The sequence below is a fragment of the Tomitella gaofuii genome, assembly GCF_014126825.1.
GTDB lineage: Bacteria > Actinomycetota > Actinomycetes > Mycobacteriales > Mycobacteriaceae > Tomitella > Tomitella gaofuii.
Window position 1 is genome coordinate 3,373,706 of the sequence record NZ_CP059900.1, and the last position, 23,139, is coordinate 3,396,844.

Consider the following 23,139-nt stretch of genomic DNA (forward strand, 5'->3'; position numbering starts at 1 on the left):
ATCCCGCCGTGCACGCGATTGCTCATAACGGGGCAGCGTAGCCCGCCCGGCGCGCGGTGTCCCGGCGGCGGGGTATCCGGGGTCATCGTCACGATGCGTCAGCCCCGTTCCGTGAAGGCGACGGGCCCCGCGCCGTCCGCGGATGCGGGGGCCGCCGCCAGCAATGCGGCCAATTCGTCGGCGCCGGGCAGGTCCGGGGGCGCCACCGTGCGGCCGCTGCGCACGTAATGGAATGCGGCCCGGACACGGTCGAGCGCCGGGGCCGCCGCCGCGCCGCCGGGGCCGCTCCCGGTCGCGGGGGTCATGAGCTCGGCCCAGGCCAGCCGGTACACGGCGAGCTGGATCGCGACGGCGGGCTGTTCCGCGGGGGTGGGCGGTGCGCCGGTCTTCCAGTCGATCACCGTCCATCCGCCGTCGTCGTCGCGGAAGACCGCGTCGATGCGGCCGCGCAGGAGCACCCCGCCGATGACCGTCTCGAACGGCACCTCCACCTCCACCGGGCTGCGCACCGCCCACGGGGAGGCGAGGAACGCCTCCTGCAGGGCCTGCAGGTCCGCCCCCGGCTCGGCGCCCGTGTCCGCCGCGCCGGGCAGCTCGTCGAGGTCGAGCAACCGGGTGGCACCGAATCGCCGCTCCACCCACGCGTGGAACGCGGTGCCGCGGCGCGCAAGAGGATTCGGCTTGTACGGCACGGGACGGCGGAGCCGCTCCGCCAGCACGTCGGGATCGGCGCGCAGCTGCACCATCTGGCTGACGGACAGGCGCGCGGGCAGCGGGACGTCGAGCGCACGGTCGGCGGCGGCCGCGCGCTCGGCCAGAAGCAGATCGACGTCGCCCGCCCACCCGTCCGGATCGTCGGGTTCCGCACTCTCCTGCACCCCCCCGTTTGCGGCGTCGTCCGGAGCGTGCTCGGCGGCGTCCAGCTCGTCGAGGACCATCCGCGCGCCCTCTTCGACATCGCCCCGCCGGCCCGCAAGCGGGTCCACAGGCCACTGCGCCGTCCGCGGCTGCGCGGCCAGGGGGTTCTCGGTCTCCTCGGGCTCCGGCGACCACTGTTCGACGGTGCCGGCGCCCGATGCGAGGATGTCGCGCGCCTCCGTGAGGAAGTCCGAGGGGCCCTTGGCCTTGCCCGTCTCGGGCCAGTGGTGGCCGGAGAGCAGCAGGGTGTGCTCCGTGCGCGTGACAGCGACGTAGAATAGCCGGCGCTCCTCGTCCAGCCGGCGCCGGGCCAGCGCCTTCTTGTGCGCGTCGAGCGCGTTCTCGAGATCCTTGCGGGTGGCGCACCCGTCGAGGTCCAGCACCGGGACGCCTTCGCCGCCGTCCTCGGCGGCCCGGTCGCCGCGCAGCTGCGGCGGCAGCTCCGTGACATCGCCCAACCACGTGGACGTGCCCCTGTCGGCCGGGAAGACACCGCTCGCCAGGTGCGGGACCGCCACGACCTGCCATTCGAGCCCCTTCGACGCGTGCACCGTGAGGATCTGCACCCGGTGCGGGTCCAGTTCGACCTCGCCCGGGGTGAGCCCCTTCTCCACCGATTCCGCGGCGGAAAGGTATCCGAGCAACCCGGTGAGCGTCGCGTGCGGGTCGGCGGCGTACTCGGCGACGACCATCGCGAACGCGTCGAGCTGCTCGCGGCCCGCGGTGCCGCTGCGCGCGGCCACCTCGATCCCGATGTCCAGCGACCGCTCCACCTCCGCGGCCAGCTCGGTGAGCGGCTGACCGATGCGCTTGCGCAGCGACGCGAGCCGTCGTGCCAGTACCGTGATCCTGCGGTGCCCCTCCGGCGAATACCGCTCGGCCGGGCCGGGATCCGCGATGGCGTCGCCGAGCCCGGCCGCATCCCCCTCGTCGCCGGGAAGCGCGGCGGCCAGCGCGTCGTGCAGCTCGTCCTCATCGCTGAGCACCCCCTGCGATCCGGGCCGCCCGTGCCGGCCCAGCTCGCGCACGCGACGCGCCAACGCCGCCAGGTCGGCCGCACCGAGCCGGATGCGCGGCCCGGTGAGCACACGCATCGCGGCGGTGCCGGCGAGCGGGTCGGCCACGAGGCGGAGCGTGTCGACGACGTCGCGGACCTCGGGCTGCTGCAGCAGTCCCCCGACGCCCACCACCTCCACAGGCACGCCGCGTTCGCGCAGGGCATCGGCGATGGCGGTGGAGTCCGCGTTGCGGCGCACGAGCACCGCCGTGGTGGGCGGCGACTCGCCGGCCGCGCGCGCCGCATCGAAGCGGGCGGCGATGTGCTCGGCCAGCCATTCGCGCTCCGCTTCGACGTCCGGCAGCAGTGCCGCGCGCAGGTCGCCCGGCGGGACGTCCGGGCGGGGACGCAGCTCGCTCACCGGCACGCCCCGATCGCGCAGCGGGGCGGCGACCGCGTTGGCCAGCGTGAGGGCCTCGGCCGGGTTGCGCCAGCTGGTGAGCAGCTCGAGGATGCGGGCCGGGCGCGCACCGGTGGGGAAGTCGGTGGTGAAGTACGGCAGGTTCGCCGCCGACGCGCCCCGCCACCCGTAGATCGACTGCATCGGGTCGCCGACCGAGGTGAGGGCGACCGCGGCGTCGCCGTTGCCACCGGCACCGCCGCCGTCGTGGCCGCCGTCGTGGTCGCCGTCCGGGCCCGTGCGCCCGCCGCCGAACAGCGAGGACAGCAGGACCCGCTGCGAGTGCCCGGTGTCCTGGTACTCGTCGAGCATCGCGGCGCGGAAGCGTGCGCGTTCGGCCGCGCCCACCTCGGGATGGGAGGACGCGAGCCTGGCCGCCAGCGACATCTGCGACCCCGGGTCGAGGGCGCCCTGCGCCCGGAGTTCTTCGGCGAGCCGGCGCACCAGAGGCAGGAGCGCGACCCTGCGCTCCTGCACTCCCAGTGGGGCGGTGAGCTTCTGCGACGGCTCCTCGCGCTGCCGCGGCCCGGGTGGCAGCGTGAACACGAGGTGTTCGAGCTCCACGTGCGACCGGTCGACGTCCGCCGGATCCACCAGATGCTCGCCGAGCTGATTGGCCAGTTTGAGCACCTGTTCGGTGATCGTGGCCGGGCTCGAATCCGTGTCGATGTCGCCGTCCCACGTGCTGACCACCCGGTGGGCGATCTGCCAGAGCTCGGTTTCGCCGAGCATCCGCACCGACGGCTCCATCGGCAGCAGCAGGCCGTACTCCCCCAGCAGCCGACCGGCGTACGAGTGGTAGGTGCTCACCTCCGGTTCCGCGGAGCGGAGCCTGTCCCGGATCCCTCCGCCCGGGTCGACGCTGCGCAGCAGCGCCGACCCGGCGAGCCGCGCCAGCCTGCGGCGGATGCGGTCGGTCAGCTGACCGGCGGCCTTGCGTGTGAAGGTGAGCCCCAGCACCTGCGACGGCTCGACGAGCCCGTTGGCCACCAGCCACACCACGCGTGCCGCCATCGTCTCGGTCTTGCCTGCACCCGCGCCGGCCACGACGAGCACCGGCTCGAGAGGCGACTCGATCACCGCCGCCTGCTCGTCGGTGGGCGGGAACTGGCCGAGCGCCTCTGCGATCTCGGCCGCGCCGACCCGCGCGTCCTGCGACGCGGTCATTCGGTCACCTGCCTTCCGTCGGGCTGCGCCGGGCAGCTGGTCTTCACCGCGCAGTGCCGGCAGGTGTCGTTCACCTGGGCGGTGAACCCCGGGCCCCGCGTGGTCTCCGCCGCCTCGTGGATGACGTCGCGCCATTGCTCGATCCCCGCATCGTCGAGCGGGGCCTGGACCCGTTCCACGGCGACGCCGTCCTTGTCCGACTTCGCGACGAACACGAGCCGCCCGCCGCCCGGTTGCCCGCACTCGCCGTCGACGGCGCCGGCTGCGAGCGCCACCTGGTAGGCGGCGAGCTGCGCGTGGTCTGCGGCCTCGTTCTTCGTGACGGGATGACGCGCCGTCTTGACGTCGACGACGACGAAGCGGCCGTCCGGGTCGCGTTCGAGCCGGTCGATCCGGCCCCGCAGGCGCACCCCCGGCAGGCCGGACCCTTCCGGCGCCTCCAGCACCACGTCCACGGCGACCTCCACGCCAGATTCGGTCAGCTCGGTGCGGGTGGCCCGCAGCCATCCGCGGAACCCTGCGAGCATGCCGCGGTGCCGCTCGAGTTCGTGGCGCGAATACCATTGCGAGCCCAGGTCCACCTGCTGCCAGGCGGCGTCCATCTGGCGGGCGACCTCGTCCTCCGGCACATCGGCGGCCACCGCCTGGACCAGGGTGTGCACCAACGTGCCGGCGACCGCGGAGATCTGTGCGCCGTCGTCGCCGCCGTTGCGCTCGAGGAACCAGCGCAGGCTGCAGTTGCGCAAGGTCTCGACGTTGGACGGCGACAGCGCCACCGCTGCGTCGTCCGCTCCCCACAGCGGCGCGCCGGTGCTGACGGCGGCCAACCCGTACCACTGGCGCGGGTGCGCGCCCGGCACGCCCGCCCGCGCGAGGCGGGCGAGTTGGCGGGCGGCGCGCGGCGCCGGCGCTCCTGCGCGGCGGGGTCGGAGCCGACGGGCGCGGAGACCACGGCACGCAGCTCGCCCACCAGCGGGCCCGGCGCCAGCACCCTGCGTGCGCCGGGTTCGGCCGCGGGGATCGAGTCCGCGGCGGGCGCGCCCTCCGGCCCGGAGGCACCGTCCCCTGCCGCCGTGCCCGCCGCGCCTGCGGCCGGCGGTGCGGCGAGCCCCTCGAGGAAGCGTGAGGGGACGAGTTCCTCGCCGCCCTCCGAGTCCACGGCCGTCACCAGCAGCCGACGCCGGGCGCGCGTGCACGCCACCAGGAACAGCCGCCGCTCGTCGGCGAGGAGCTCCGCGGTGCGGGAGATGTGCAGGCGCGGCTCGTCGGAATCGGGGTGCGCGGTCCGGCCGTCCATGACGTCGACGAGGTCCTCGGCGCCGAGGAGGGTTCCCCGAGCCCGCAGATTGGGCCACAGTCCCTCCTGCACGGCCGCCACGGCGACGACATCCCATTCACGCCCCACCGCGGAGTGCGCGCTGAGCAGCGACACCGCATCGGTCGGCGCCGCAGCCGCGGTGCGCACCTGCCCGGGCAGCTCTTGGTCCTCGATGTACCGGACGAAACCCGACGGATGCGCCGCGGGCAGTCCGTCGACGAAGTCCGAGGCGGCGTCGAAGAGCGCGACGACCGCGTCCAGGTCGCGGTCCGCCTGCACGCCGGCCGGCCCGCCGCGGGCGGAGTCCGCCACCCATCGGCCCTCCAGCCCGCTGGTCTGCCACAGAGCCCACAGCACCTCCTCGACGCCGCCACCGGCGCGCAGCGCAGCACGCCCGGCGTCGAGGACATCGCGTACCCGTCGCAGCGGCGCGGACTCGACTTCGCTGAGTCCCCGGAGCGATTCCGCAGAAACACCACCGGCGCCGTCACCGCCATCATCGCCGGCGGCGAGCGTCGCGCGGATGACCTCGACCGAGTCGCGGTCACGGCCCGAGTCCAGCTCGGCCCTGCGGATGCCCCGCCGCAGCCGCCGCAACGCCACCGGGTCGGCGCCGCCGACGGGCCCGGAGACCAGGGCCAGCGCGTCGTCCGCGGTGAAACCGCCGGCCCCGCTGCCCCCACCGCCGGACGCGGTGACGGCGCGCAGCGCGATCAGCAGGGAGGACGCACCACGCTGGCGGGCGAGCGGCAGCTCGTTCGACGCGGTGGCCACCGGAACCCCCGCCGCGGCGAGCGCGCGTCGCAGCACCGCCGACGACGCCGGCACCGACCGCACGATCACCGCCATCTCCGACCACGGCACGCCGTCCCCCAGGTGCGCCCGCCGCAGCGCGTCGGCGATCAGCGCCGCCTCGTGGGACGGGGTGGTGAGGACGCGGACCGCCGCCGCGCCCGCCTCCGCGCCGGAGGCGGCGGAGGGCCCGCGCTGGGGGGCGGCGCCGGGGAGGCGCGCCGCCACGCGCGCGCCGAGATCCACCAGGGCGCTCCCGGAACGGTGGCACGTGGTGAGGACGATCCGCTGCGGGCTGCCCGCAGCCGCGACCGTATCGAGGTAGGCCGCATCCGCGCCGCGGAAGCGGAAGGCCTGCTGGTCGCCGTCGCCCGCCACCACCGACATCCCTGCGCCCGCGGCGACCAGCCGCACCAGCGCAGCGGCCTGCGGGTCCAGGTGGTGCGCGTCGTCGACCAGCAGACACCGCACGCGGTCGCGCTCGGCGGCGAGCAGTTCCGGATCGAGGGCGAACGCCTCCAGGGCCGCGCTGACGAGCTCGGCGGCGTCGAGCGCGGGCGCGCTCGCCTGCGGGGCCTCCATGCCCACCGATGAACGCAGCAGCATGGATTGTTCGTACCGGGCCGCGAACCTGCCGACAGCCTGCCAGTCCGCGCGCCGGTGCTCCTTGCCGAGCCGCACCAGGTCCTCGGGGCCGTACCCGCGCTCCGCCGCGCGCAGCATGACGTCGCGGAGTTCGCGGGCGAATCCGACAAGGCCGAGCGCCGGCTGCAGGCGCCGCGGCCACGCCCGGCGGGCGGCCGCCCCGCCCGCTGCGAGGTCCTCCGCGTCGCCGCGCAGCAGCTCGCGGATCACCGCGTCCTTCTCGGCGCCGGTGATGAGCTGCGGGGGCGGATTGCCGTGGGCCGACGCGTGCAAGCGCAACACACCGAACGCAAACGAGTGGACGGTCCGCACCATCGGTTCCCGCGTGGCGCGCGACGCGGTGTCCGGCCGTCCGGCGAACAGCCGTCGGGTGATCTCCGCGCGCATCGCCGCCGCCGCACGCGCGGACTGCGTCAGCACCAGCACGCTCTCCGGATCCGCGCCCGCCGCCAGCCGGGCCACCGCGGCGTCCACCAGCAGCGCGGTCTTCCCGTCCCGGGACCGCCGAGGACCTGCACCGCAGGCCGGGCCGCCGCCCCGGCGCCGCCTCGTGCCGTCGCCCCGGCGTCCGCCAGCAATGACGCGGCGTCCTCATCCCACACCCGCGGGATGGGCGCATCCCGCACCGCACGCACCAACCGCGCCCGCGGGCGCGGCGCGGCGACGTCCGTTCCACTCACTGCCATGCCGCCGGCCACCTCCGCTCACTCGTCATCGCTCCACCGCCCCCTGTTGGGCGGTCCGCCCTGCCGTACCACCCAGCAGCACTGCCGTCCACCAGCACTGCTGCCCAACAGCACTGCCGTCCGTCCGGAACGCCCTCGACCACCACGCACCATCACAGCACAGACCACCGACAGCCACGCGGCACCGCGATGCCCTCCGCCTCGCGCGCGGGTGACACAATCGGCGCCGTGAGCTCCCTGCATATGCACCGGTTCGGTCCGCCGGACGACGCGCGGCGACGCTCCCCCGACCTGCTCGCGCTGCACGGGCTCACCGGACACGGCAAGCGCTGGGAGAACCTGGCGCGCACGTGGCTGCCCGATCTCACCGTCCTGGCGCCGGATCTGCGCGGGCACGGCCGCTCCCCATGGGCTCCCCCCTGGACCGTCGACGCGCAGGTCCGGGACCTGGCCGCGGCGCTGCGTGAGGAGGACGCGGAGCCCCTCGTCGTCGTCGGACACTCCTACGGCGCGAACATCGCCGTGCGATTGGCATGCGCGCATCCGGCGGCCGTGCGCGCCCTGGTGCTGCTCGACCCGGCGATAGGGCTCGCACCGGAGAGGGCGCGCGACATCGCCGACGCCTACCTGCACTCGCCCGACTATCCGGATGCCGCCGAGGCGCGCGCCGACAAACTGCACGGCGGCTGGGCCGATGTCGCCCCCGCGGTGCTCGACGCGGACATCGCCGAGCACCTGGTCGCTTCGCCGTTCGGCGGCGTGACGTGGCGCGTCAGCGCTCCGGCGATGGTCGCCGCCTGGGCCGAGATGGCGTTGCCGGCAGTGACCCCGCCGGCCGTGCCCACGGAACTCGTCCGCGCCACCCGGGTGCAACCGCCCTTCTTGGCCGACGACGTGGTGGACCGCTGGAGCGCGGAGCTGGGCGGACTGCTCACGGTGCACTCCGTCGACTGCGAGCACATGGTGTCCCAGTCGCATCCCGAGCTCGTCGCGAAGCTGGTGCGCCGCACTATGGATTCGGAGTCCTGAACCGTGGCCGTCACCACCGAGGAACAGGTGGAACGGGTGCGCGAGCTCATCGCCGCGATACCGCGCGGGAAGGTCTGCACCTACGGTGCGATCGCCGCGGCCGCGGGGCTGTCGACGCCGCGCACCGTCGCCTGGATCCTGCGCGTGGACGGCGGCGGACTGCCCTGGCAGCGGGTGATCCGCGCGGACGGACGCCCCGCCCCCGCCATGCGCTTGCGCCAGCTGCCGCTGTTGGCGCAAGAGGGCGTCCCCCTCATCGACGGCCGCGTGGACATGCGGAGCGCGTTCCACGAACCCTGACCGGTCCCGCCATACGCGGATCTGTTCCTGCGACGCAGGGCGGCGTCCCCTGAAGGCGCGCGCCGTTCACCACAGGTCCTCGAGGTAGCGGGGCTTGCATGCGAAGTACGCGCCGACGACCATCACGCACATCGACACGAGCATGAACGCGAACGGCCACGCCCACCCGCCGGTCACGTCCCGCAGCGCACCGAACAGCAAGGGTCCCAGGCACGCCGCCGTGTAGCCGATCCCCTGGCTGAAGCCCGACATCCTCGAGGCACCGGACTGTGTGCGCGTGCGCAGGTTGATCAGCGTCAACGACATCGGGAACGTGCTCGGCCCGAGCCCCAGCAGCACCACCCACAGGATCGGCGCCCCCATGGGTGCGAGGTACAACCCGCCGAAGCCGACGATGTACACGAGGGCGCAGCCGAGGACGATCGGGAACGGGTTGTACATGCGCGCGCAGACGGTGGGCCCGGCGAGCGCGGCGATCAGCCCCATCGCCGAGAACAGCGCCACCATCGCACCGCCGAACGCCTCGTCGGCGCCCGCATCGGAGAAGATCCGCGGCAGCCAGGTGAACAGCGAATAGGTGATCAGCGAAGTCATGCCGAACATGCCCGCCAGGCCCCACGCCAAGGTGGTGCGCACCAGCGACCCGCGCCGCCCCGCGGACTCGTCGACCGCGCTCTCGACGATCACCGGCGTCTCCGCACCGGAGCCCGATCCGGATTCGTCCGGCGCCACGCTCGACACCGCCCGTTGCGCGGCGTCGGCGGCCTTGCGCGAGCGCAGCAGGGCGAGCGTCGGCAGCAGCGCGGCCGCGGCCACCAGCGCCCACATGCCCAGCGACCACCGCCATCCGTACGCGTCCGCCACCGGGACGGCCACCAGCGGCGGCACCGCCGTCCCCAACTGCACGCAGGTGATGTACACGGCGCTCATGACCGCGACACGGTCCGAGAAGTAGCGCTTCACCAGCGGTGGGATCACCACGTTGCCGATGCCCATGCCTGCCAGGGCGACGCCGGAGAACACGAGCAGCAGAGCGGTGTCGTCGACGAGCGCCCGGATCAGAAGCCCGGCACCGGACAGGGCCATGGCGACGACCGCCACGCGTTCCAGCCCCATCCTGCCGATGAACAGCGGCGTGAGCAGGCCGAACAGCGCGAACATCGCCGTGGGGACCATGCCGAACACCCCGGCCACCGCCGAGCCGAAGCCGACCTCATCGCCGATCCTGTCCAGCAACGGGGTGATGGAGGTGACCGCGGTGCGCAACACCAGCGCCGACAACGTCAGCGCGAGGAATGCGATGAGCCTGCCCGCGAAGAAGCCGCTCAGACCGCCCGCCGGTCCGCCCGGGCCTGTCCGCACGCCGCCGCCGATTCCCATCACACCCACCGTCGCCTTCTCCCGCCGTCATCGTGGCCGTCCGCCGATTGCTCCGACAAATCATAGGATGATGGGATGTATCGGAGGAAACGGGTGCGGTGACGAAGCGGGTGCGGTGACGCAGCGCCGCGGTGACGGAGTGGGCGCACCGCCCACCGGGACGGAGGGAACGGGTCGTGCAGTCGATCACGCGGGGCCGGGGACTGGTCGATCAGGTGACGGAGATGCTGCGCGGGGAGATCCACCAGGGCCGGTGGCCGGTGGGCTCGCGGATCCCCACCGAGGCGGAGCTGTCCCGGATCACCGGTGCGGGGCGCAACACGGTCCGCGAGGCCGTGCGCTCGCTGGTGCACGCGGGGCTGCTCGACCGTCGCCAGGGCTCCGGCACGTTCGTGCTGGCGGACTCGTCGGTCACCGCCGTGCTGCGCCGGGAGATCGACCCCGCCCGGCGGCGGGAACTGCTGGAACTGCGGCAGGCGCTGGAGGTGACCGCCGCGACGCTCGCCGCGCAGCGCCGCAGCGCGGACGACATCGCGGACATGCGCCGGCTGCTCGCCCGGATGGACCAGCACCACCGGGACGGCGACCTCGACGCGGCCGCACGCGCGGACGCGGCGCTGCACCGCGCAGTGGTCGTCGCCGCCCACAACGCGACCTATCTGCAGGTGTACGAGGGAGTGGTCCCCACGATGACCGAGGAGATGCTCGCCGAGCTCGCCCACTCGGGGACCGTCTACCTGCGCGAGCACCGGGCGCTGGTCGACGCCATCGACGACGGGGACTCCGCGCGCGCCGCCGCGACACTGCACGGCTTCCTGTCCGCCTTGCTCGCCCGCGACGCCGGAGCCGGATGACCACCGGGCGCCGATGGCGACCGTTCCCCCGGCGGTGCCGGGTGCTAGCGTGGTCGCGGAATTCAGGGGGAGGCCGCCGCCGCGGCGGCCGGGGGAACGCCATACGGGGGGATTCACCGTGCACGACTTCGGGTATTCGGACGCGCAGAACGCCGGCACCGCACCCGCGGGTCCGCCGTGGCTGGCGGGCGGCGCGCAAGCGGAACCCCCGGCGGCCGGTCCCGCCGTGTCCTCCGCCCAGGCTCCCCCGCCCGCCCAGGCCCCCGCACACGCACAGGCGCCCGTCGCCGCGGACACGCCGCATCAGACGGCACCGCCGGCGGACGGCGGGACGCGGCCCGGACCGCCGGCGCGGCCACGCGCGGCGGCGCATCGGGAATTGTCCGATCTCGACCTGCTCCAGCGTTCCAAGCGTCCCCCGTCCGGCGGCTGGCGCCGGGCCGTGCACGTGGCCTCCGGCAGGCTGATCAACCCGGGCGAATCGCGTGCCGAGGCCGCCCATCGCGAACTCGTGGCGCGCATCGACCAGCCGATCCGCGGCGACTACCGCATCGCGGTGCTCTCGCTCAAGGGCGGGGTCGGCAAGACGACGACCACCATCGGCCTGGGCTCCACGTTCGCCTCGGTGCGCGGCGACAGGGTCATCGCCGTCGATGCGAACCCCGACCTGGGCACCCTGGGCCAGCGCGTCCGTTCGCAGACGTCGTCCACCGCGCGGGGCCTGCTCGAGGACCCCCGGATCCGCCGCTACTCCGACGTGCGCGCGCACACGTCCCAGGCGCGCAGCCGGCTCGAGGTGATCGCGTCCGAGAAGGATCCGGCGGTCTCCGAGGCCTTCAGCGAGCAGAACTACCGGTCGGTGCTGCGGATCCTCCAGTCGTACTACAACATCGTGCTCACCGACTGCGGCACGGGCCTCATGCACTCCGCGATGGCGGGCGTCCTCGACACCGCGGACGCATTGGTGCTCGTCACCTCACCCGCCATCGACGGCGCCCGCAGCGCGCTGGCGACGCTCGACTGGCTCGAGCACCACGATCGCGGCGACCTGGTGGAGGGGTGCGTGGTCGTCATCAACTCGGCCGGGCGCGGTACGAGCGCGGTGAAGCTGCCGCAGCTGCAGGAGCTGTTCGCCGGGCGGTGCCGCGTCGTCCATACGATCCCGTTCGACCCGCACCTGGCCGAGGGCTCGGAGGTGGACCTGGACCTGCTCGGCAGGGGCACCCGTAGGGCGTTCCTCGAGCTCGCCGCCGTGGTGGCGGAGGGGTTCTCGCTGCCGCGCCGATAGCTGTGCCCCCACCCGCCGCGGGCCCGCCTGCGCGCCCCGCCCCTATACGAGGAGCCGCACGAGGTCCGCGGTTCGCTCCAGCCCTGGAAGCACGCCGGCGGTGGCCCTGTCGTGCAAGGCGTGCACCGCGAGCCGGAAGATCATGGCCCGCAACAGCATCTGCGGCCACTCCGGAAGCACCCCCCAGCGTTCGATGAGCCCGTCGTCGGCGCCACCCCAGGAGATCGCGTCCACGACGATCACCGCGGCGGCCCACGGCGCGGGACGCCAATACGGCACGATGTCGCGGATGCCCGGCGCGGCCGCGCCGGCGAACAGCACGGTGCTGAACAGGTCGCCGTGCACCACCTGGTCCGGAATGTCCACGGGCTTGCGCAGGGACGCCAACTGTTGCACGAGCGCGCTGCTGCGGTCGCCGTCCGGGCCCGCCGCGACGATCGCGTCCAGGCCGCGGACGCCGGCGAACGGCACGCTCTCCCACGCGGCCCGGTCCGCGAGGGCGAAGATGTCCGCGTCGCTGTACGGCGGGGCCGGCTGCTGCGCCAGGAACCGCGGACGCGACAGGGACGACGTGGCGGCGTGCAACCGTACGGACAGCGACACCACCTCGTCGTACCGGGCCTCGGGCTCGCCGGTGATGAACGTGTCCGCGCGCCAGCCGGACACCACATACCGCCCGTCGCTCGAACGCACCGGACGGGCCAACCGCACGCCGTCCACGTCGAGGGTCTCGCGCACGCTCGCCGACCATGCCGCCCGCGCATGGTCGGCCACCGGCGAGAGCACCGCCTCGCCCACGCGCCACGCGCCCGTCCCGTCGCCCAACGGCATCAGCTCCCGGCCGCGCAGGCCGAACGTGGACCGGACGTGTTCCGGAGGAAGGTCTGGAGAGCTCACAACCCGTAACCTACCGTCGAGCAGGCGCGGCCGTGCCGGTAGTCGCCCGGCCGTGTCGGCGGACGCCGACGGCATCCGGCTCCTATCGCGGTCCCGGCGGCGCGGGCGGACAGCGCCCGTCAGTACCGCGGCATACCCGTATCGACGGTGCGCGCCCAGTCGTCGATCCCGCCGGCGAGGCTGCACACGTCGCGATGACCGCGCTCGCGCAACCACGCCGCCGCCTGCGCCGAACGGCCGCCGGACTTGCAATACACGACCACACGCCGGTCCGCCGGGACGTCCGCCAGCGGGTCCTCGGCTCCCGCGGCGAAACCGCCCAACGGCACCAGCCGGGCGCCCGGAATCCGCGCGATCGCCCATTCATCCGGCTCCCGCACGTCGATCAGCTCCACGTGCCCGCCCTCGCCCCCGGCGACGGCGTCGAGTTCCGCCGCAAGCTCTCGCGCCGAGGTCTCGGGAACGTCCGGCACCGCGGGCGCGCCGCACAGCCGCTCGTAGTCGACGAGCCCCGTGACCGGCGGCGCGGCCGGATCCTTACGGATGCCGATGGTGCGGTGGCTCATCTCCAGCGCGTCGTAGATCAGCAGCCGGCCCAGCAACGGGCGGCCGATGCCGGTGATGAGCTTGACCGCCTCGGTGGCCATGACCGAGCCGACGGCCGCGCACAGCACTCCGAGCACCCCGCCCTCCGCGCACGAGGGCACCTTGCCCGGCGCGGGCGGCTCGGGGTAGAGGTCCCGGTAGTTCACCCCGCGGCCGTCCGGCGCGCGGTCCCAGAACACCGACACCTGGCCGGAGAAGCGGAAGATCGATCCCCACACGTACGGGCGGCCCGCCAGCACCGCCGCGTCGTTGACCAGGTAGCGGGTGGCGAAGTTGTCGGTGCCGTCGAGGATCAGGTCGTACTGCCCGAACAGTTCCACCGCGTTGCCGTTGTCCAGCTGCTCGGGGTGCAGGCGCACGTGCACTGCAGAGTCGATCGCCCGCATCGAGTCCCGCGCGCTGTCCACCTTGCGGCGGCCCACGTCGGCCTCCCCGTGGATGACCTGGCGGTGCAGATTCGACTCCTCGACCACATCGAAGTCGACGACGCCGATCGTGCCGACGCCCGCCGCGGTCAAGTACATCAGCGTCGGCGCGCCCAGCCCGCCCGCCCCGATGACGAGGACGCGCGCGTTGCGCAGGCGACGCTGGCCGTCCACGCCCAGTTGGGGAAGGATCGTGTGCCGGTGGAACCGCGCCCGGTCGCGTTCGCTGAGCTCCGGACCGACGCCGACGAGCGGCGGCAGCGGCTCCGCGCCGGCGGCCATGGCGCTCATGACCGCGGGAACGGCCACGGGTTCGCGTGGCACGTCATGCCGTTTTTGGGGACGACGCCGTCGGGGTCGAGCTTGGCGATGTCGTCGTTCGCGACGCCGAAGGTCTGCTGCATCATGATCGGCGCGAGCCCCCCGTCGCTCTGGCACGGCTGATGCTGCGCGTATCCGATGGCGTGGCCGATCTCGTGGTTCACCATGTACTGCCGGTACGAGCCGATGTCCCCCTGGAAGGCCACCGCTCCCCGCACCCAGCGCGGCTCGTTGAGCACCACGCGCTTGAGGTCGGCGTTGTAGCACGACGTCTCCACCGGGATGTCGTAGCCGCAGCTCTGCCGCACCGTCATCTGCGAGGTCAGGGCGACGTGGAAGTCGGCGTCCGGGGTGTCGACCCGCCGGAACGCGACGGTGGGATCGTTGATCCAGCTCTTGGGGTTCGCCAGCGTGTGGTCGACCATGCTGGCGAATGCCTGGTCCCCGCCGTAGCCGGTGGTGTCGACGCCGTCCTCGACGTCGACGGTGTAGGTGTACACGTGCTGGGTGCCCTGGCCCACCTGCCCCGTGGTTCCGGGGACGATGTGGAACGTGCCGGCGCCGTGCACGGTGAACGGTCCGCCGTCGGGCAGCGCCGCCGAGGGCACCGACGGGTCGAAGCGGCCGTCGGCGACGGGCGCGCCGACGATGCCGTTGACGTCCGAGAACCGCGTGCCCAGGCTGGGCGCATCGGCGCTCGAGGTGCCGCCGCCCCGGAAGGCCTCGATGACGACGAACACGGTCACCACCACGAGGACGGGGATGGCGTAGGCGCGCCAGCCGTATTGGGAGACGAACCGCCCCAGCCGGGTCTGGCGCCGGATCCCCTCGCGTTCGCTGCGCCGGGCGCGCGGACGCTGCGGGCCGAAAGTGGGGTCCCACCGTGCGCGCAGCGGCTGATTCCACGAGGGAAACGAGAATCCGCCCTGCTCGTCGGCGGAGTCGCGCACCCGCTGGCCTTCGGTGTAGCGCGGTTCGGGTCCGCGGTCGCGCACGGCCCCGGCGATGCGTCCGTCGCCGTCCGCCGCCGGACGGCGGGACCGGTGCGCGTCGTCGTCCCGATATGTCACAACACCAGAATCTCATACTTCCCGACCTGGACACGAGGTACACCGCCGATGCGCACCGCCGGGCGCGCCCGCCGACCGAGTAGTCTGATTCTCCGATTCACGCCCACCGGCCTGCGGACCGCGCACGACCGGGTTCCTGGAAGACCCCGATGACCTGGAGAGCAATGACTGATACCGCCCGCGGGGCGCCGGAGGGTTCCACGGACGCCGCGCGCCAGACCTCGAAGAAGGCCGCCCGCATGCCGCGCAACGAGCGCCGGCTGCAGCTGATGGAATCAGCCAGCACGGTCTTCGTGGTCCGCGGCTACCACTCGGCGGGGATGGACGAGATCGCCGAGACCGCGGGCGTGAGCAAACCGGTCCTCTACCAGCACTTCCCCAGCAAGCTCGACCTCTACATGGCCGTGCTGACCAGGCACATCGACCAGATGGTGCACGGCGTGCGCCAGGCGTTGCGCTCCACCACGGACAACCGCAAGCGCGTGCACGCCGCGGTGGAGGCGTTCTTCGACTTCGTCGACAACGACACCCAGGGGTACCGGCTGGTGTTCGAGTCGGACCTGATGGGCGATCCGCAGGTGCAGAGCCGGGTGGAGAACGGCGTCGACGCGTGCGTGGACGCGGTGTTCGACACGGTCAGCCAGGATTCCGGGCTGGACCCGTACCGCGCGCGGATGCTCGCGGTGGGCCTGGTGGGCGCCTCCCAGGTGAGCGCGCGGTACTGGCTCGAGGCCGACCGCCCCATCACCAAGGAGGACGCCGTGTCCACCACGGCCGCGCTGGCCTGGGGCGGGCTGGCGCACGTGCCCATGCAGGGGCGCCGCGAGGACTGAGCGGCCGGACCGCACGCCGTCGGCGGCGGGCGGGGCCTGGCCGGCCGGCCGCCCGGCCGCCGCCTACTTGAGAAAGCCGACGGGACGCGAGTCCTTGATGCCGATCTCGACGTACGCGATCCGGGCGGCGGGCACGACGAACCGGCGGCCCTTCTCGTCCTCCAGGCTCAGCACTCCCTCGCCGCCGGACAGCGCCGCGGAGACCAGCTTCTCCACCTCTTCCGGGGTCTGTGCGCTGGCGATCACCAGTTCACGCGGGTTGTCGGACACACCGATCTTGACCTCCACGGTCTTCCTCCCAGTCTCGATCCCAGTCGTCGTGAACCGCGGATCACTCCGTCGTGCAGCGGATCACTCTGCCGTGCCGCGGGGCGCGGCCCCACGACACCCGGAACACTATCCGAGGCCCAGGGATTCCATCCGCTGCGCATGCTTGTCCTGGATCCGGTCGAACAACTCGGCCAGATGGTTGATGTCGCCGGCGGCCGCGATCACCAGTTCGCTCAGCGCCTCGCTCTGCAGAGCCACGTACTGCGCCTGCGTGACGGCCTCGCCGAGGAGCCGGCGCGCCCACAGCGCCAACCGCGACCGCACCTGCGGGGTCTTGTCGATGGCGGCGCGCACCTCGGCCACGACGAACTCGGAGCGCGCCGTCTCCTCGAGCGCCTCCGAGACCACGCTGCGGATCTCCTCCGGCAGCGCGGCGACGATCTCCCGGTGGAAGTCCGAGGCCAGTCCGTCGCCGATGTAGGCCTTGACGAGGGATTCGAGCCACGAACTGGGCATGGTCGACGCGTGGAACTGCTCGATCGTCTGCTCGTACGGCGCCATCGCGTCGAAGATGTCGCGTCCGCGGTCGGCGAGCGCCCCCCGCAGCAGCTCGAAATGCTCGTGGTCGGTGGCCGCCAGGCCTGCCATCGCCACCTTGCCGCGCACGGTGGGCGCCATCGCGGCCGCGTCGGCGGTGAGTCGGTAGAAGGCCGACAGCTGCCCGTACGCGAGAAGGCCGAACAGCTCGTCGACGCCCGGATGGTCTGCGCTCACCCGCCGCGCCGCGCCGGCGGTGTCGGCGGAGCCTGCGGAGTCCGGACCTACGGCGTCCGGGGAGACGGTTTCGGGGTTCGTCATGCACTGCACAATAGCGCCGATGCAGTCCGGTGCCCCCGTACGCCGCCGTCGACCGGTAGGATGGGGCCGCGTCGGCGTGGATGCCGACGCGGCCCGGATCTCCGGCTGCCGACAGGCGGCAGGCGTTCCGCCGGTGCACGGCGGGTCTTCCCGCGGGCGCAGCCGGCGCGGACACTGCACGCCGCGGCCGTGCAGGCAGTGTCCACAGCAGGCAGAGCGCCTGGAATGGGAGCGTCCACCGCGGACCGCCGGGCCGGCAATGTGCGCGCACCGATCGGCAGGCCTGTCACCAGTTCGACGGCGACTGCCCCGCATTGGGATCCGGTGCCCCGTGCACGCCGCCCGCACGGGCTGCGTCGGGGGGCACGGCGGCCGCAGGCCCCCACCGCAGGTGGGCGGGGCCGCGGCCCAGCAGCCCACCGTCTGCGTGCGCGCGACGACCGCACGGAAGGCAATACCCTGAGCAAGCAGACCATCGACACCGGCGTGACTCCGAGCCCGGACGTCAGCCCCGTGTCCCTCAACCACACCCCCGACTCCCCCGCCCCCACCTTCGCCGAGCTCGGCGTCCGCGACGAGATCGTCCGCGGCCTCGCCGACGCCGGCATCGAGCGCACCTTCGCGATCCAGGAGCTGACGCTGCCGCTGGCACTGGCCGGCGACGACCTGATCGGCCAGGCGCGCACGGGCATGGGCAAGACCTACGGCTTCGGCGTCCCGCTGCTGCACCGCATTTCCGCCGACGACGCCGAGCGTCCCCTGGACGGCACCCCCCGCGCCCTGGTGATCGTGCCGACGCGGGAGCTGTGTGTGCAGGTCACCAAGGACCTCCAGGAGGCCGCGGTGCACTTGGGCGCCCGCGTGACGTCGATCTACGGCGGCCGCCCCTACGAGGACCAGATCGCGGCGCTGCAGTCCGGCATCGACGTCGTCGTGGGCACCCCCGGCCGGCTCCTCGACCTGGCCAACCAGGGCCACCTCATCCTGGGCAAGGTCTCCGTTCTCGTGCTCGACGAGGCCGACGAGATGCTGGACCTGGGCTTCCTGCCCGATATCGAGCGGATCCTCGGCATGGTGCCGGACCAGCGCCAGACGATGCTGTTCTCCGCGACGATGCCGGGACCCATCATCACCCTGGCGCGCACGTTCCTGACCAAGCCCACGCACATCCGCGCGGAGGAGCCGGATTCGTCGGCGGTGCACGAGCGCACCGTCCAGCACGTGTTCCGCGCGCACGCGCTGGACAAGGTGGAGATGCTCTCGCGCATCCTGCAGGCCCGTGGTCGCGGCGCGACGATGATCTTCACCCGCACCAAGCGCACCGCGCAGAAGGTCGCCGACGAGCTGGCCGAACGCGGGTTCAAGGTGGGCGCGGTGCACGGCGACCTGGGCCAGGTGGCCCGTGAGAAGTCGCTCAAGGGCTTCCGCTCCGGCGAGGTGGACGTGCTGGTCGCCACCGACGTGGCCGCCCGCGGCATCGACATCGACGACGTCACGCACGTCATCAACTACCAGTGCCCGGACGACGAGAAGACCTACGTGCACCGCATCGGCCGCACGGGCCGCGCGGGCCGCACCGGCATCGCGGTGACCCTCGTCGACTGGGACGACGTGCCCCGTTGGCAGCTCATCGACAAGGCGCTGGGCCTGGACATCGCGGACCCGGTGGAAACCTACTCGAGCTCCGAGCATCTCTTCGTCGACCTCGACATCCCCACCGACGTCACCGGCAAGGTGGGCCCCGCCACGCGCGCCTCCGGCGGCCCGCGCGGGTCCCGCAACGGCGACGCGCGTTCCGAGTCCGGCTCCGGCGCGACGCGGCGCCGCGCCGACGGCAAGGCCGCGGCGCAGCGCAACCGTTCGTCGCGCCGCCGCACCCGCGGTGCGCAACCGGCCGGCGACGGCGCGGGGGCATCGCAGCGCACGGCCGACGGCGGCCCCGCCGACGCGCCCGCGGACGGCAAGGCCGGCACCGGCCCGTCCTCCGGAGGCCCGGCGCGGCGCCGCCGGCGGCGCCGCCGGGGTGGCGCATCGGGCGCCGGCGCGGCGGGCGGCAGCGCCCCGCAGGGCAGTACCGCCACCGCGGACTGACCCCGCCCCGTGCCACGGCCCGAGCGACGCACCCGCGTCGACTATGCCGCCACCGCACTGATCGGCGCCGCGATCGTCATCGCGGCGCTGATCGTGTGGTGGACGAGCCCGTCGCGCGCCACCGATGCGGTCCCCGCCGCCGACCCGGCCCCTGTCCCGTCTGCGGTCACCGGCCCGCCGGCGGCCCTGGGCGAGATCTGGCGCGCCCCCGATTCCGCCGCAGACCACCCGCTCGTGGTCGGCGGAACGGTGATCACCGCCGACGGGTCCGCGGTGATCGGCCATGACTTCCGTACCGGCGAGCCGCGCTGGTCGTATGAGCGCGGCGTCCCGCTGTGCGCGGCGACGGCCGCGTTCGGCCACGCCGTGGCCGTGTACCGCACCGGCAACGGCTGCAGTGAGGTGACCGCGATCGACGCGGATTCGGGCCGCCGCGGCCCGCAGCGCAGCAGCAGCTTCGACGACACGATGCGACTGATCACCGGTGAGGACCGGGTGACCGCCGTGGGGACGACCCGCATCGAATCGTGGCGTTCCGATCTGGTGCGCACTGTCGAGTACGGCCGCGTCGACGCGCCGGTGCACCCGGAGGACGACCCGCGCCCGGGGTGCACCATCGGCTCGGCCGCCGCGTCCGGCACCCGCATCGCGGTGCTCGAACGCTGCCCGGGCGACGCGGGCGTGCGGCTGACGGTCATGACGGCCACGCCCGACGACGCCTCCCAGCCCGACGTGCTCGGATCCCAGGTGCTCGGCATCGACGGTGCCGCGCTGCCCACCGCGCACGTGGTGGCCGTGTCCGGGGAACGCACCGCCGTCGTCGCTCCCGACGGCGCAGGCGCGGCGCTGCTGGTCTACGACGCGAGCATCGCCCGCGAAAGCCTCACCCCGCTCGCCCCCGGCACCGCGGCCGACCGCATCGTGGTGGGTGCCCGGTCCGGCCCGGTCATCACCTTCTGGACCGGCACGGCCACGGTGGCCCTCGACGCGCGCACCCTCGCCGTCCGCTGGCGCATGCCGGACACGCTCGGGCCGGGCACCTCCATGGCCTCGGCGCTGCTGGTGCCCACCCACGAGGGCCTGGCCGTGACGGCCCCCTGGGACGGCGCCGTCCGGCGCACGATCCCCGTCGACCGCAGCGCCGACGGGGCCGCGGGAACGGCCGGCCCGGTGGTCCCCGGCACGGCCGGGGACGTCGTGCTGGAACAGCGCGGCGGGACCCTCGTCGCGCTCACCCCCGTGCCGCCGCGCGGGTGACGGGAACGTCTACGAGTAGATCTCCGCGGCGGACAGCGTCGCCAGCTCGGCGCCGTCCTCCCAGTGCGCCAGCAGGTTTCCGGCCAGCTCCCGGTACGCGGCGGCCCCCTTGTTCTTGCGGCCGGCCAGCACCGTCGAACCCGACGCGGAGGCCTCCGCGAACCGCACCGTGCGCGGAACGGGCGGCGCGAGCACCGGCATGCCGTAGCGGTCGGACACGTCGGCCAGCACGTCGCGGCTGTGCGTGGTGCGCGCGTCGAACAGCGTCGGCAACACGCCGAGCATGCGCAGCGCCGGATTGGTGATCGACTGGACCTCCTCGACCGTGCGCAGCAGCTGTCCCACCCCGCGGTGCGCCAGCGTCTCGCACTGCAGTGGCACCATCACCGCGTCCGCGGCGGTGAGCCCGTTGAGGGTGAGCACGCCCAGCGACGGCGGGCAGTCGATGAAAATGAAGTCGAACCTTTCGGCCACGGCGGTCAGCGCCCGGCGCAGGGCGTGTTCGCGCCCCGGACGCATCAGCAGCAGGGCCTCCGCGCCCGCCAGGTCGATCGTCGCGGGCAGCAGCGTCATCCCGTCCGCCGTGTCGACCAGGACGTCCTCCACGTCCGCGTCGCCGATCAGCACCTCGTGCACCGACGATACGAGCTTGTCGGGGTCGTGCCCCAGCGAGAACGTCAAACACGCCTGCGGGTCGAGATCGACGATCAGCACCGACCTGCCGCGGGCCACCAGGGCCGCGCCCAGCGAGGCCACGGTGGTGGTCTTGGCGACCCCGCCCTTCTGATTTGCCACTGCCAGAACTCTTGCCACGCCCGCCATCTTCGCCGATCGATGTCGCCCAGGCCACATCCGCCCCGTTTTCGGCGCGCCGACGACGCCCGGCAGCACTCACCCGCGCACGGACCCGGCTCTGCCCGGCCGGGGTGCGCAGGTGCGAAGATGAGCGGGTGAAGGACCATTTCCGCGTCGTCCTCGTCCGGCACGGCGAAACCGACTGGTCGGCGTCCGGCAGGCACACCGGCCGCACCGACGTCGCGCTCACGCCGGCGGGCATCGACCAGGCCCGACGGCTGCCGGGCCTGCTGGCACCGCTGCAGCTGCACGATCCGCTGGTGATCGCGAGCCCGCGAAGGCGCGCGCTGGACACGGCGCGCCTGGCGGGGCTTGCCGTCGACGGCGTCGACGACAGGCTCGCCGAGTGGGACTACGGCGACTACGAGGGGGTGACGACCCCCGAGATCCGGCGGAGCGTCCCCGGCTGGACGGTGTGGACGCATCCGTGCCCCGGGGGCGAGACGGCCGCGCAGGTCTCGGCGCGCGCGGACGCGGTCCTGCGTTCCATGGCGGGCCCCGGGACGCGGCGGGACGTGGTCCTCGTGGGGCACGGCCACTTCTCGCGGGCGCTCATGGCCCGCTGGATCGACGCCGATGTGACGTTGGGCGCGCGCCTGGCCATGCCCACCGCCGCGGTGGCCGAACTGGGCCACGAGCACGAGTACCGGGTGGTCTGTTCCGTGGCGGGACCACGGCGACTGCCCGCACGACACGAGGAGCCGATCCGATGACCGTCCACGTCCGCCGCGTCCGCCCCGACGACACCCCCGTGCTCGTCGAACTCATCGAGGGACTCGCGGAGTTCGAGCGCATGCGCGACCAGTGCACGGTGACCCCCGACCTGCTGACCGACGCCCTGTTCTCCCCGGATGCGGCGGTGTTCGGCCACGTCGTGGAGGAGGACGACGGCCGGATCGCGGGGATGGCGTTGTGGTATCTGACCTTCAGCACGTGGGACGGCGTCCACGGCATCCACCTGGAAGACCTCTACGTGCGGCCCGCATGCCGAGGGCGGGGCCACGGCCGCGGGCTGCTCGCCGCCTTGGCCGCCGTGTGCACGCAGCGCGGGTACTCGCGTCTGGAGTGGGAGGTGCTGAACTGGAATGCCGAGGCCATCCGCTTCTACGAGTCCCTCGGCGCGATCGGGCGCGGCGAATGGACGCAGAACCGGCTCACCGGCGGCGCGCTCGCGGCGCTGGCGGCGGAAGGAGAAGCGCGGTGAACGCACGGCGGAACGGGCCCGACGCGGCCGGACCTGACGGATCGGGGCCTGCGGGCGAGCCGGTCGGCGGCGCGGAGATCGCCGAACTGGCGGCCAAGCAGCAGATCCGGGACGCGGTGATGCGCTACTGCCGCGGCATCGACCGCCTCGACATGGCGGCGGTCCGCTCGGCCTACCATCCCGACGGCGTCGACCATCACTCCGGTTTCGACGGTCCGGTCGACGGGTTCATCGCGTGGGTGGAGCCGCTGCTGCGCACGCTCGACGGGACCCGCCACGAGATCGCGAATCACCTTGCGGAGGTTCGCGGCGACCGGGCGGTGGCGGAGAGCTACGGCGTCGCCCGCCACTGGGGCGCCCATCGTGCGATGAACTTCACGACGGGTCTGCGCTACGTCGACTACTTCGAACGCCGCGGCGGCACGTGGGCCATCGTCGAACGGTTCGCGGTGCGCGAGTGGAACCGCAGCGAGGGCGCACCGGCCGGGGACTGCGACGACGCCGGTGCGGAAGCCGCTGCGCCCTCGCGCATCGCCTACGGCGCCGACGATGGCCCGGCCGGCTCGCGCGACACGGGCGACCCCGTCTACCGGCTGTTGCAGCGGCTGCGCTGACGCA

Annotated in this window: 18 protein-coding genes and 1 pseudogene; 10 read left to right on the top strand and 9 right to left on the bottom strand. The window is 73.6% G+C overall.

The window, feature by feature from the left end; translation table 11 throughout:
• Positions 1-98: 98 nt before the first annotated feature.
• Positions 99-3,542 (bottom strand): ATP-dependent helicase, encoded by a 3,444-nt coding sequence (locus H4F70_RS15735; RefSeq protein ID WP_182357862.1) that lies wholly within the window; start codon positions 3,540-3,542, stop codon positions 99-101.
• Positions 3,539-6,983, bottom strand: a pseudogene (locus tag H4F70_RS15740) (PD-(D/E)XK nuclease family protein). Before H4F70_RS15740 ends, H4F70_RS15735 begins: the two are co-directional and overlap by 4 nt.
• Before the next feature lie 228 nt (positions 6,984-7,211).
• Here H4F70_RS15740 and H4F70_RS15745 point away from each other — a divergent pair.
• Positions 7,212-8,012, top strand: coding sequence for an alpha/beta fold hydrolase (locus tag H4F70_RS15745; protein WP_372497583.1), 801 nt, complete (start codon positions 7,212-7,214; stop codon positions 8,010-8,012).
• Between the two features lie 3 nt (positions 8,013-8,015).
• Complete coding sequence (locus H4F70_RS15750; RefSeq protein WP_182357864.1) at positions 8,016-8,312, top strand: MGMT family protein; 297 nt, start codon at positions 8,016-8,018, stop codon at positions 8,310-8,312.
• A 66-nt stretch (positions 8,313-8,378) separates the two neighbouring features.
• Here H4F70_RS15750 and H4F70_RS15755 read toward each other — a convergent pair whose 3' ends face one another.
• Entirely contained in the window at positions 8,379-9,701 is a 1,323-nt protein-coding gene (locus H4F70_RS15755; RefSeq protein ID WP_235681149.1) for an MFS transporter, read from the bottom strand.
• Between the two features lie 167 nt (positions 9,702-9,868).
• On the opposite strand from H4F70_RS15755, the gene H4F70_RS15760 reads away from it, so the two are divergent.
• Together H4F70_RS15760 and H4F70_RS15765 are read left to right on the top strand one after the other, a co-directional pair.
• Positions 9,869-10,546, top strand: a complete 678-nt coding sequence (locus H4F70_RS15760; RefSeq protein WP_182357865.1) for a FadR/GntR family transcriptional regulator — start codon at positions 9,869-9,871, stop codon at positions 10,544-10,546.
• Positions 10,547-10,664: 118 nt separating this feature from the next.
• Positions 10,665-11,834, top strand: coding sequence for a MinD/ParA family ATP-binding protein (locus H4F70_RS15765; protein ID WP_308316798.1), 1,170 nt, complete (start codon positions 10,665-10,667; stop codon positions 11,832-11,834).
• A gap of 42 nt (positions 11,835-11,876) precedes the next feature.
• On the opposite strand, the gene H4F70_RS15770 is transcribed toward H4F70_RS15765, so the two are convergent.
• From H4F70_RS15770 to H4F70_RS15780, 3 genes are all read right to left on the bottom strand, one after another.
• A complete protein-coding gene (locus H4F70_RS15770) occupies positions 11,877-12,665 on the bottom strand; it encodes a TIGR02569 family protein (protein ID WP_235681582.1) in 789 nt (262 codons plus the stop codon).
• Positions 12,666-12,850: 185 nt separating this feature from the next.
• Positions 12,851-14,044 (bottom strand): molybdopterin-synthase adenylyltransferase MoeB, encoded by a 1,194-nt coding sequence (gene moeB / locus H4F70_RS15775; RefSeq protein WP_182360455.1) that lies wholly within the window; start codon positions 14,042-14,044, stop codon positions 12,851-12,853.
• Between the two features lie 5 nt (positions 14,045-14,049).
• Positions 14,050-15,153: a DUF3152 domain-containing protein gene (locus tag H4F70_RS15780; protein WP_372497582.1), complete on the bottom strand. Its 1,104-nt coding sequence runs from the start codon at positions 15,151-15,153 to the stop codon at positions 14,050-14,052.
• A 164-nt stretch (positions 15,154-15,317) separates the two neighbouring features.
• On the opposite strand from H4F70_RS15780, the gene H4F70_RS15785 reads away from it, so the two are divergent.
• The gene (locus tag H4F70_RS15785; protein ID WP_235681150.1) at positions 15,318-15,986 is read left to right on the top strand and encodes an HTH-type transcriptional activator FasR; all 669 of its coding nucleotides are present in this window, start codon (positions 15,318-15,320) and stop codon (positions 15,984-15,986) included.
• Between the two features lie 63 nt (positions 15,987-16,049).
• On the opposite strand, the gene H4F70_RS15790 is transcribed toward H4F70_RS15785, so the two are convergent.
• Together H4F70_RS15790 and H4F70_RS15795 are read right to left on the bottom strand one after the other, a co-directional pair.
• Complete coding sequence (locus tag H4F70_RS15790; RefSeq protein ID WP_182346678.1) at positions 16,050-16,274, bottom strand: DUF3107 domain-containing protein; 225 nt, start codon at positions 16,272-16,274, stop codon at positions 16,050-16,052.
• Between the two features lie 108 nt (positions 16,275-16,382).
• Positions 16,383-17,114, bottom strand: coding sequence for a ferritin-like fold-containing protein (locus tag H4F70_RS15795; protein ID WP_235681151.1), 732 nt, complete (start codon positions 17,112-17,114; stop codon positions 16,383-16,385).
• Positions 17,115-17,600: 486 nt separating this feature from the next.
• Here H4F70_RS15795 and H4F70_RS15800 point away from each other — a divergent pair, with 486 nt between their 5' ends.
• Together H4F70_RS15800 and H4F70_RS15805 are read left to right on the top strand one after the other, a co-directional pair.
• Complete coding sequence (locus H4F70_RS15800) at positions 17,601-19,205, top strand: DEAD/DEAH box helicase (protein WP_235681152.1); 1,605 nt, start codon at positions 17,601-17,603, stop codon at positions 19,203-19,205.
• A gap of 9 nt (positions 19,206-19,214) precedes the next feature.
• Positions 19,215-20,462 carry an Rv3212 family protein gene (locus H4F70_RS15805; RefSeq protein WP_182357870.1) on the top strand — a complete coding sequence of 416 codons (1,248 nt, stop codon included), beginning with the start codon at positions 19,215-19,217 and terminating at the stop codon, positions 20,460-20,462.
• A gap of 9 nt (positions 20,463-20,471) precedes the next feature.
• Here the strand turns inward: H4F70_RS15805 and H4F70_RS15810 are convergent, their stop codons facing one another.
• Complete coding sequence (locus H4F70_RS15810) at positions 20,472-21,284, bottom strand: ParA family protein (protein WP_182357871.1); 813 nt, start codon at positions 21,282-21,284, stop codon at positions 20,472-20,474.
• Between the two features lie 128 nt (positions 21,285-21,412).
• Here H4F70_RS15810 and H4F70_RS15815 point away from each other — a divergent pair, with 128 nt between their 5' ends.
• The 3 genes from H4F70_RS15815 to H4F70_RS15825 are packed head-to-tail and all read left to right on the top strand — an operon-like array spanning position 21,413 to position 23,135.
• Positions 21,413-22,030, top strand: coding sequence for an acid phosphatase (locus tag H4F70_RS15815; protein ID WP_182357872.1), 618 nt, complete (start codon positions 21,413-21,415; stop codon positions 22,028-22,030).
• Positions 22,027-22,521, top strand: a complete 495-nt coding sequence (locus H4F70_RS15820; RefSeq protein WP_182357873.1) for a GNAT family N-acetyltransferase — start codon at positions 22,027-22,029, stop codon at positions 22,519-22,521. Before H4F70_RS15815 ends, H4F70_RS15820 begins: the two co-directional genes overlap by 4 nt.
• A complete protein-coding gene (locus H4F70_RS15825; protein WP_235681153.1) occupies positions 22,518-23,135 on the top strand; it encodes a nuclear transport factor 2 family protein in 618 nt (205 codons plus the stop codon). The genes H4F70_RS15820 and H4F70_RS15825 overlap by 4 nt, the downstream gene beginning before the upstream one ends.
• Positions 23,136-23,139 lie beyond the last annotated feature (4 nt).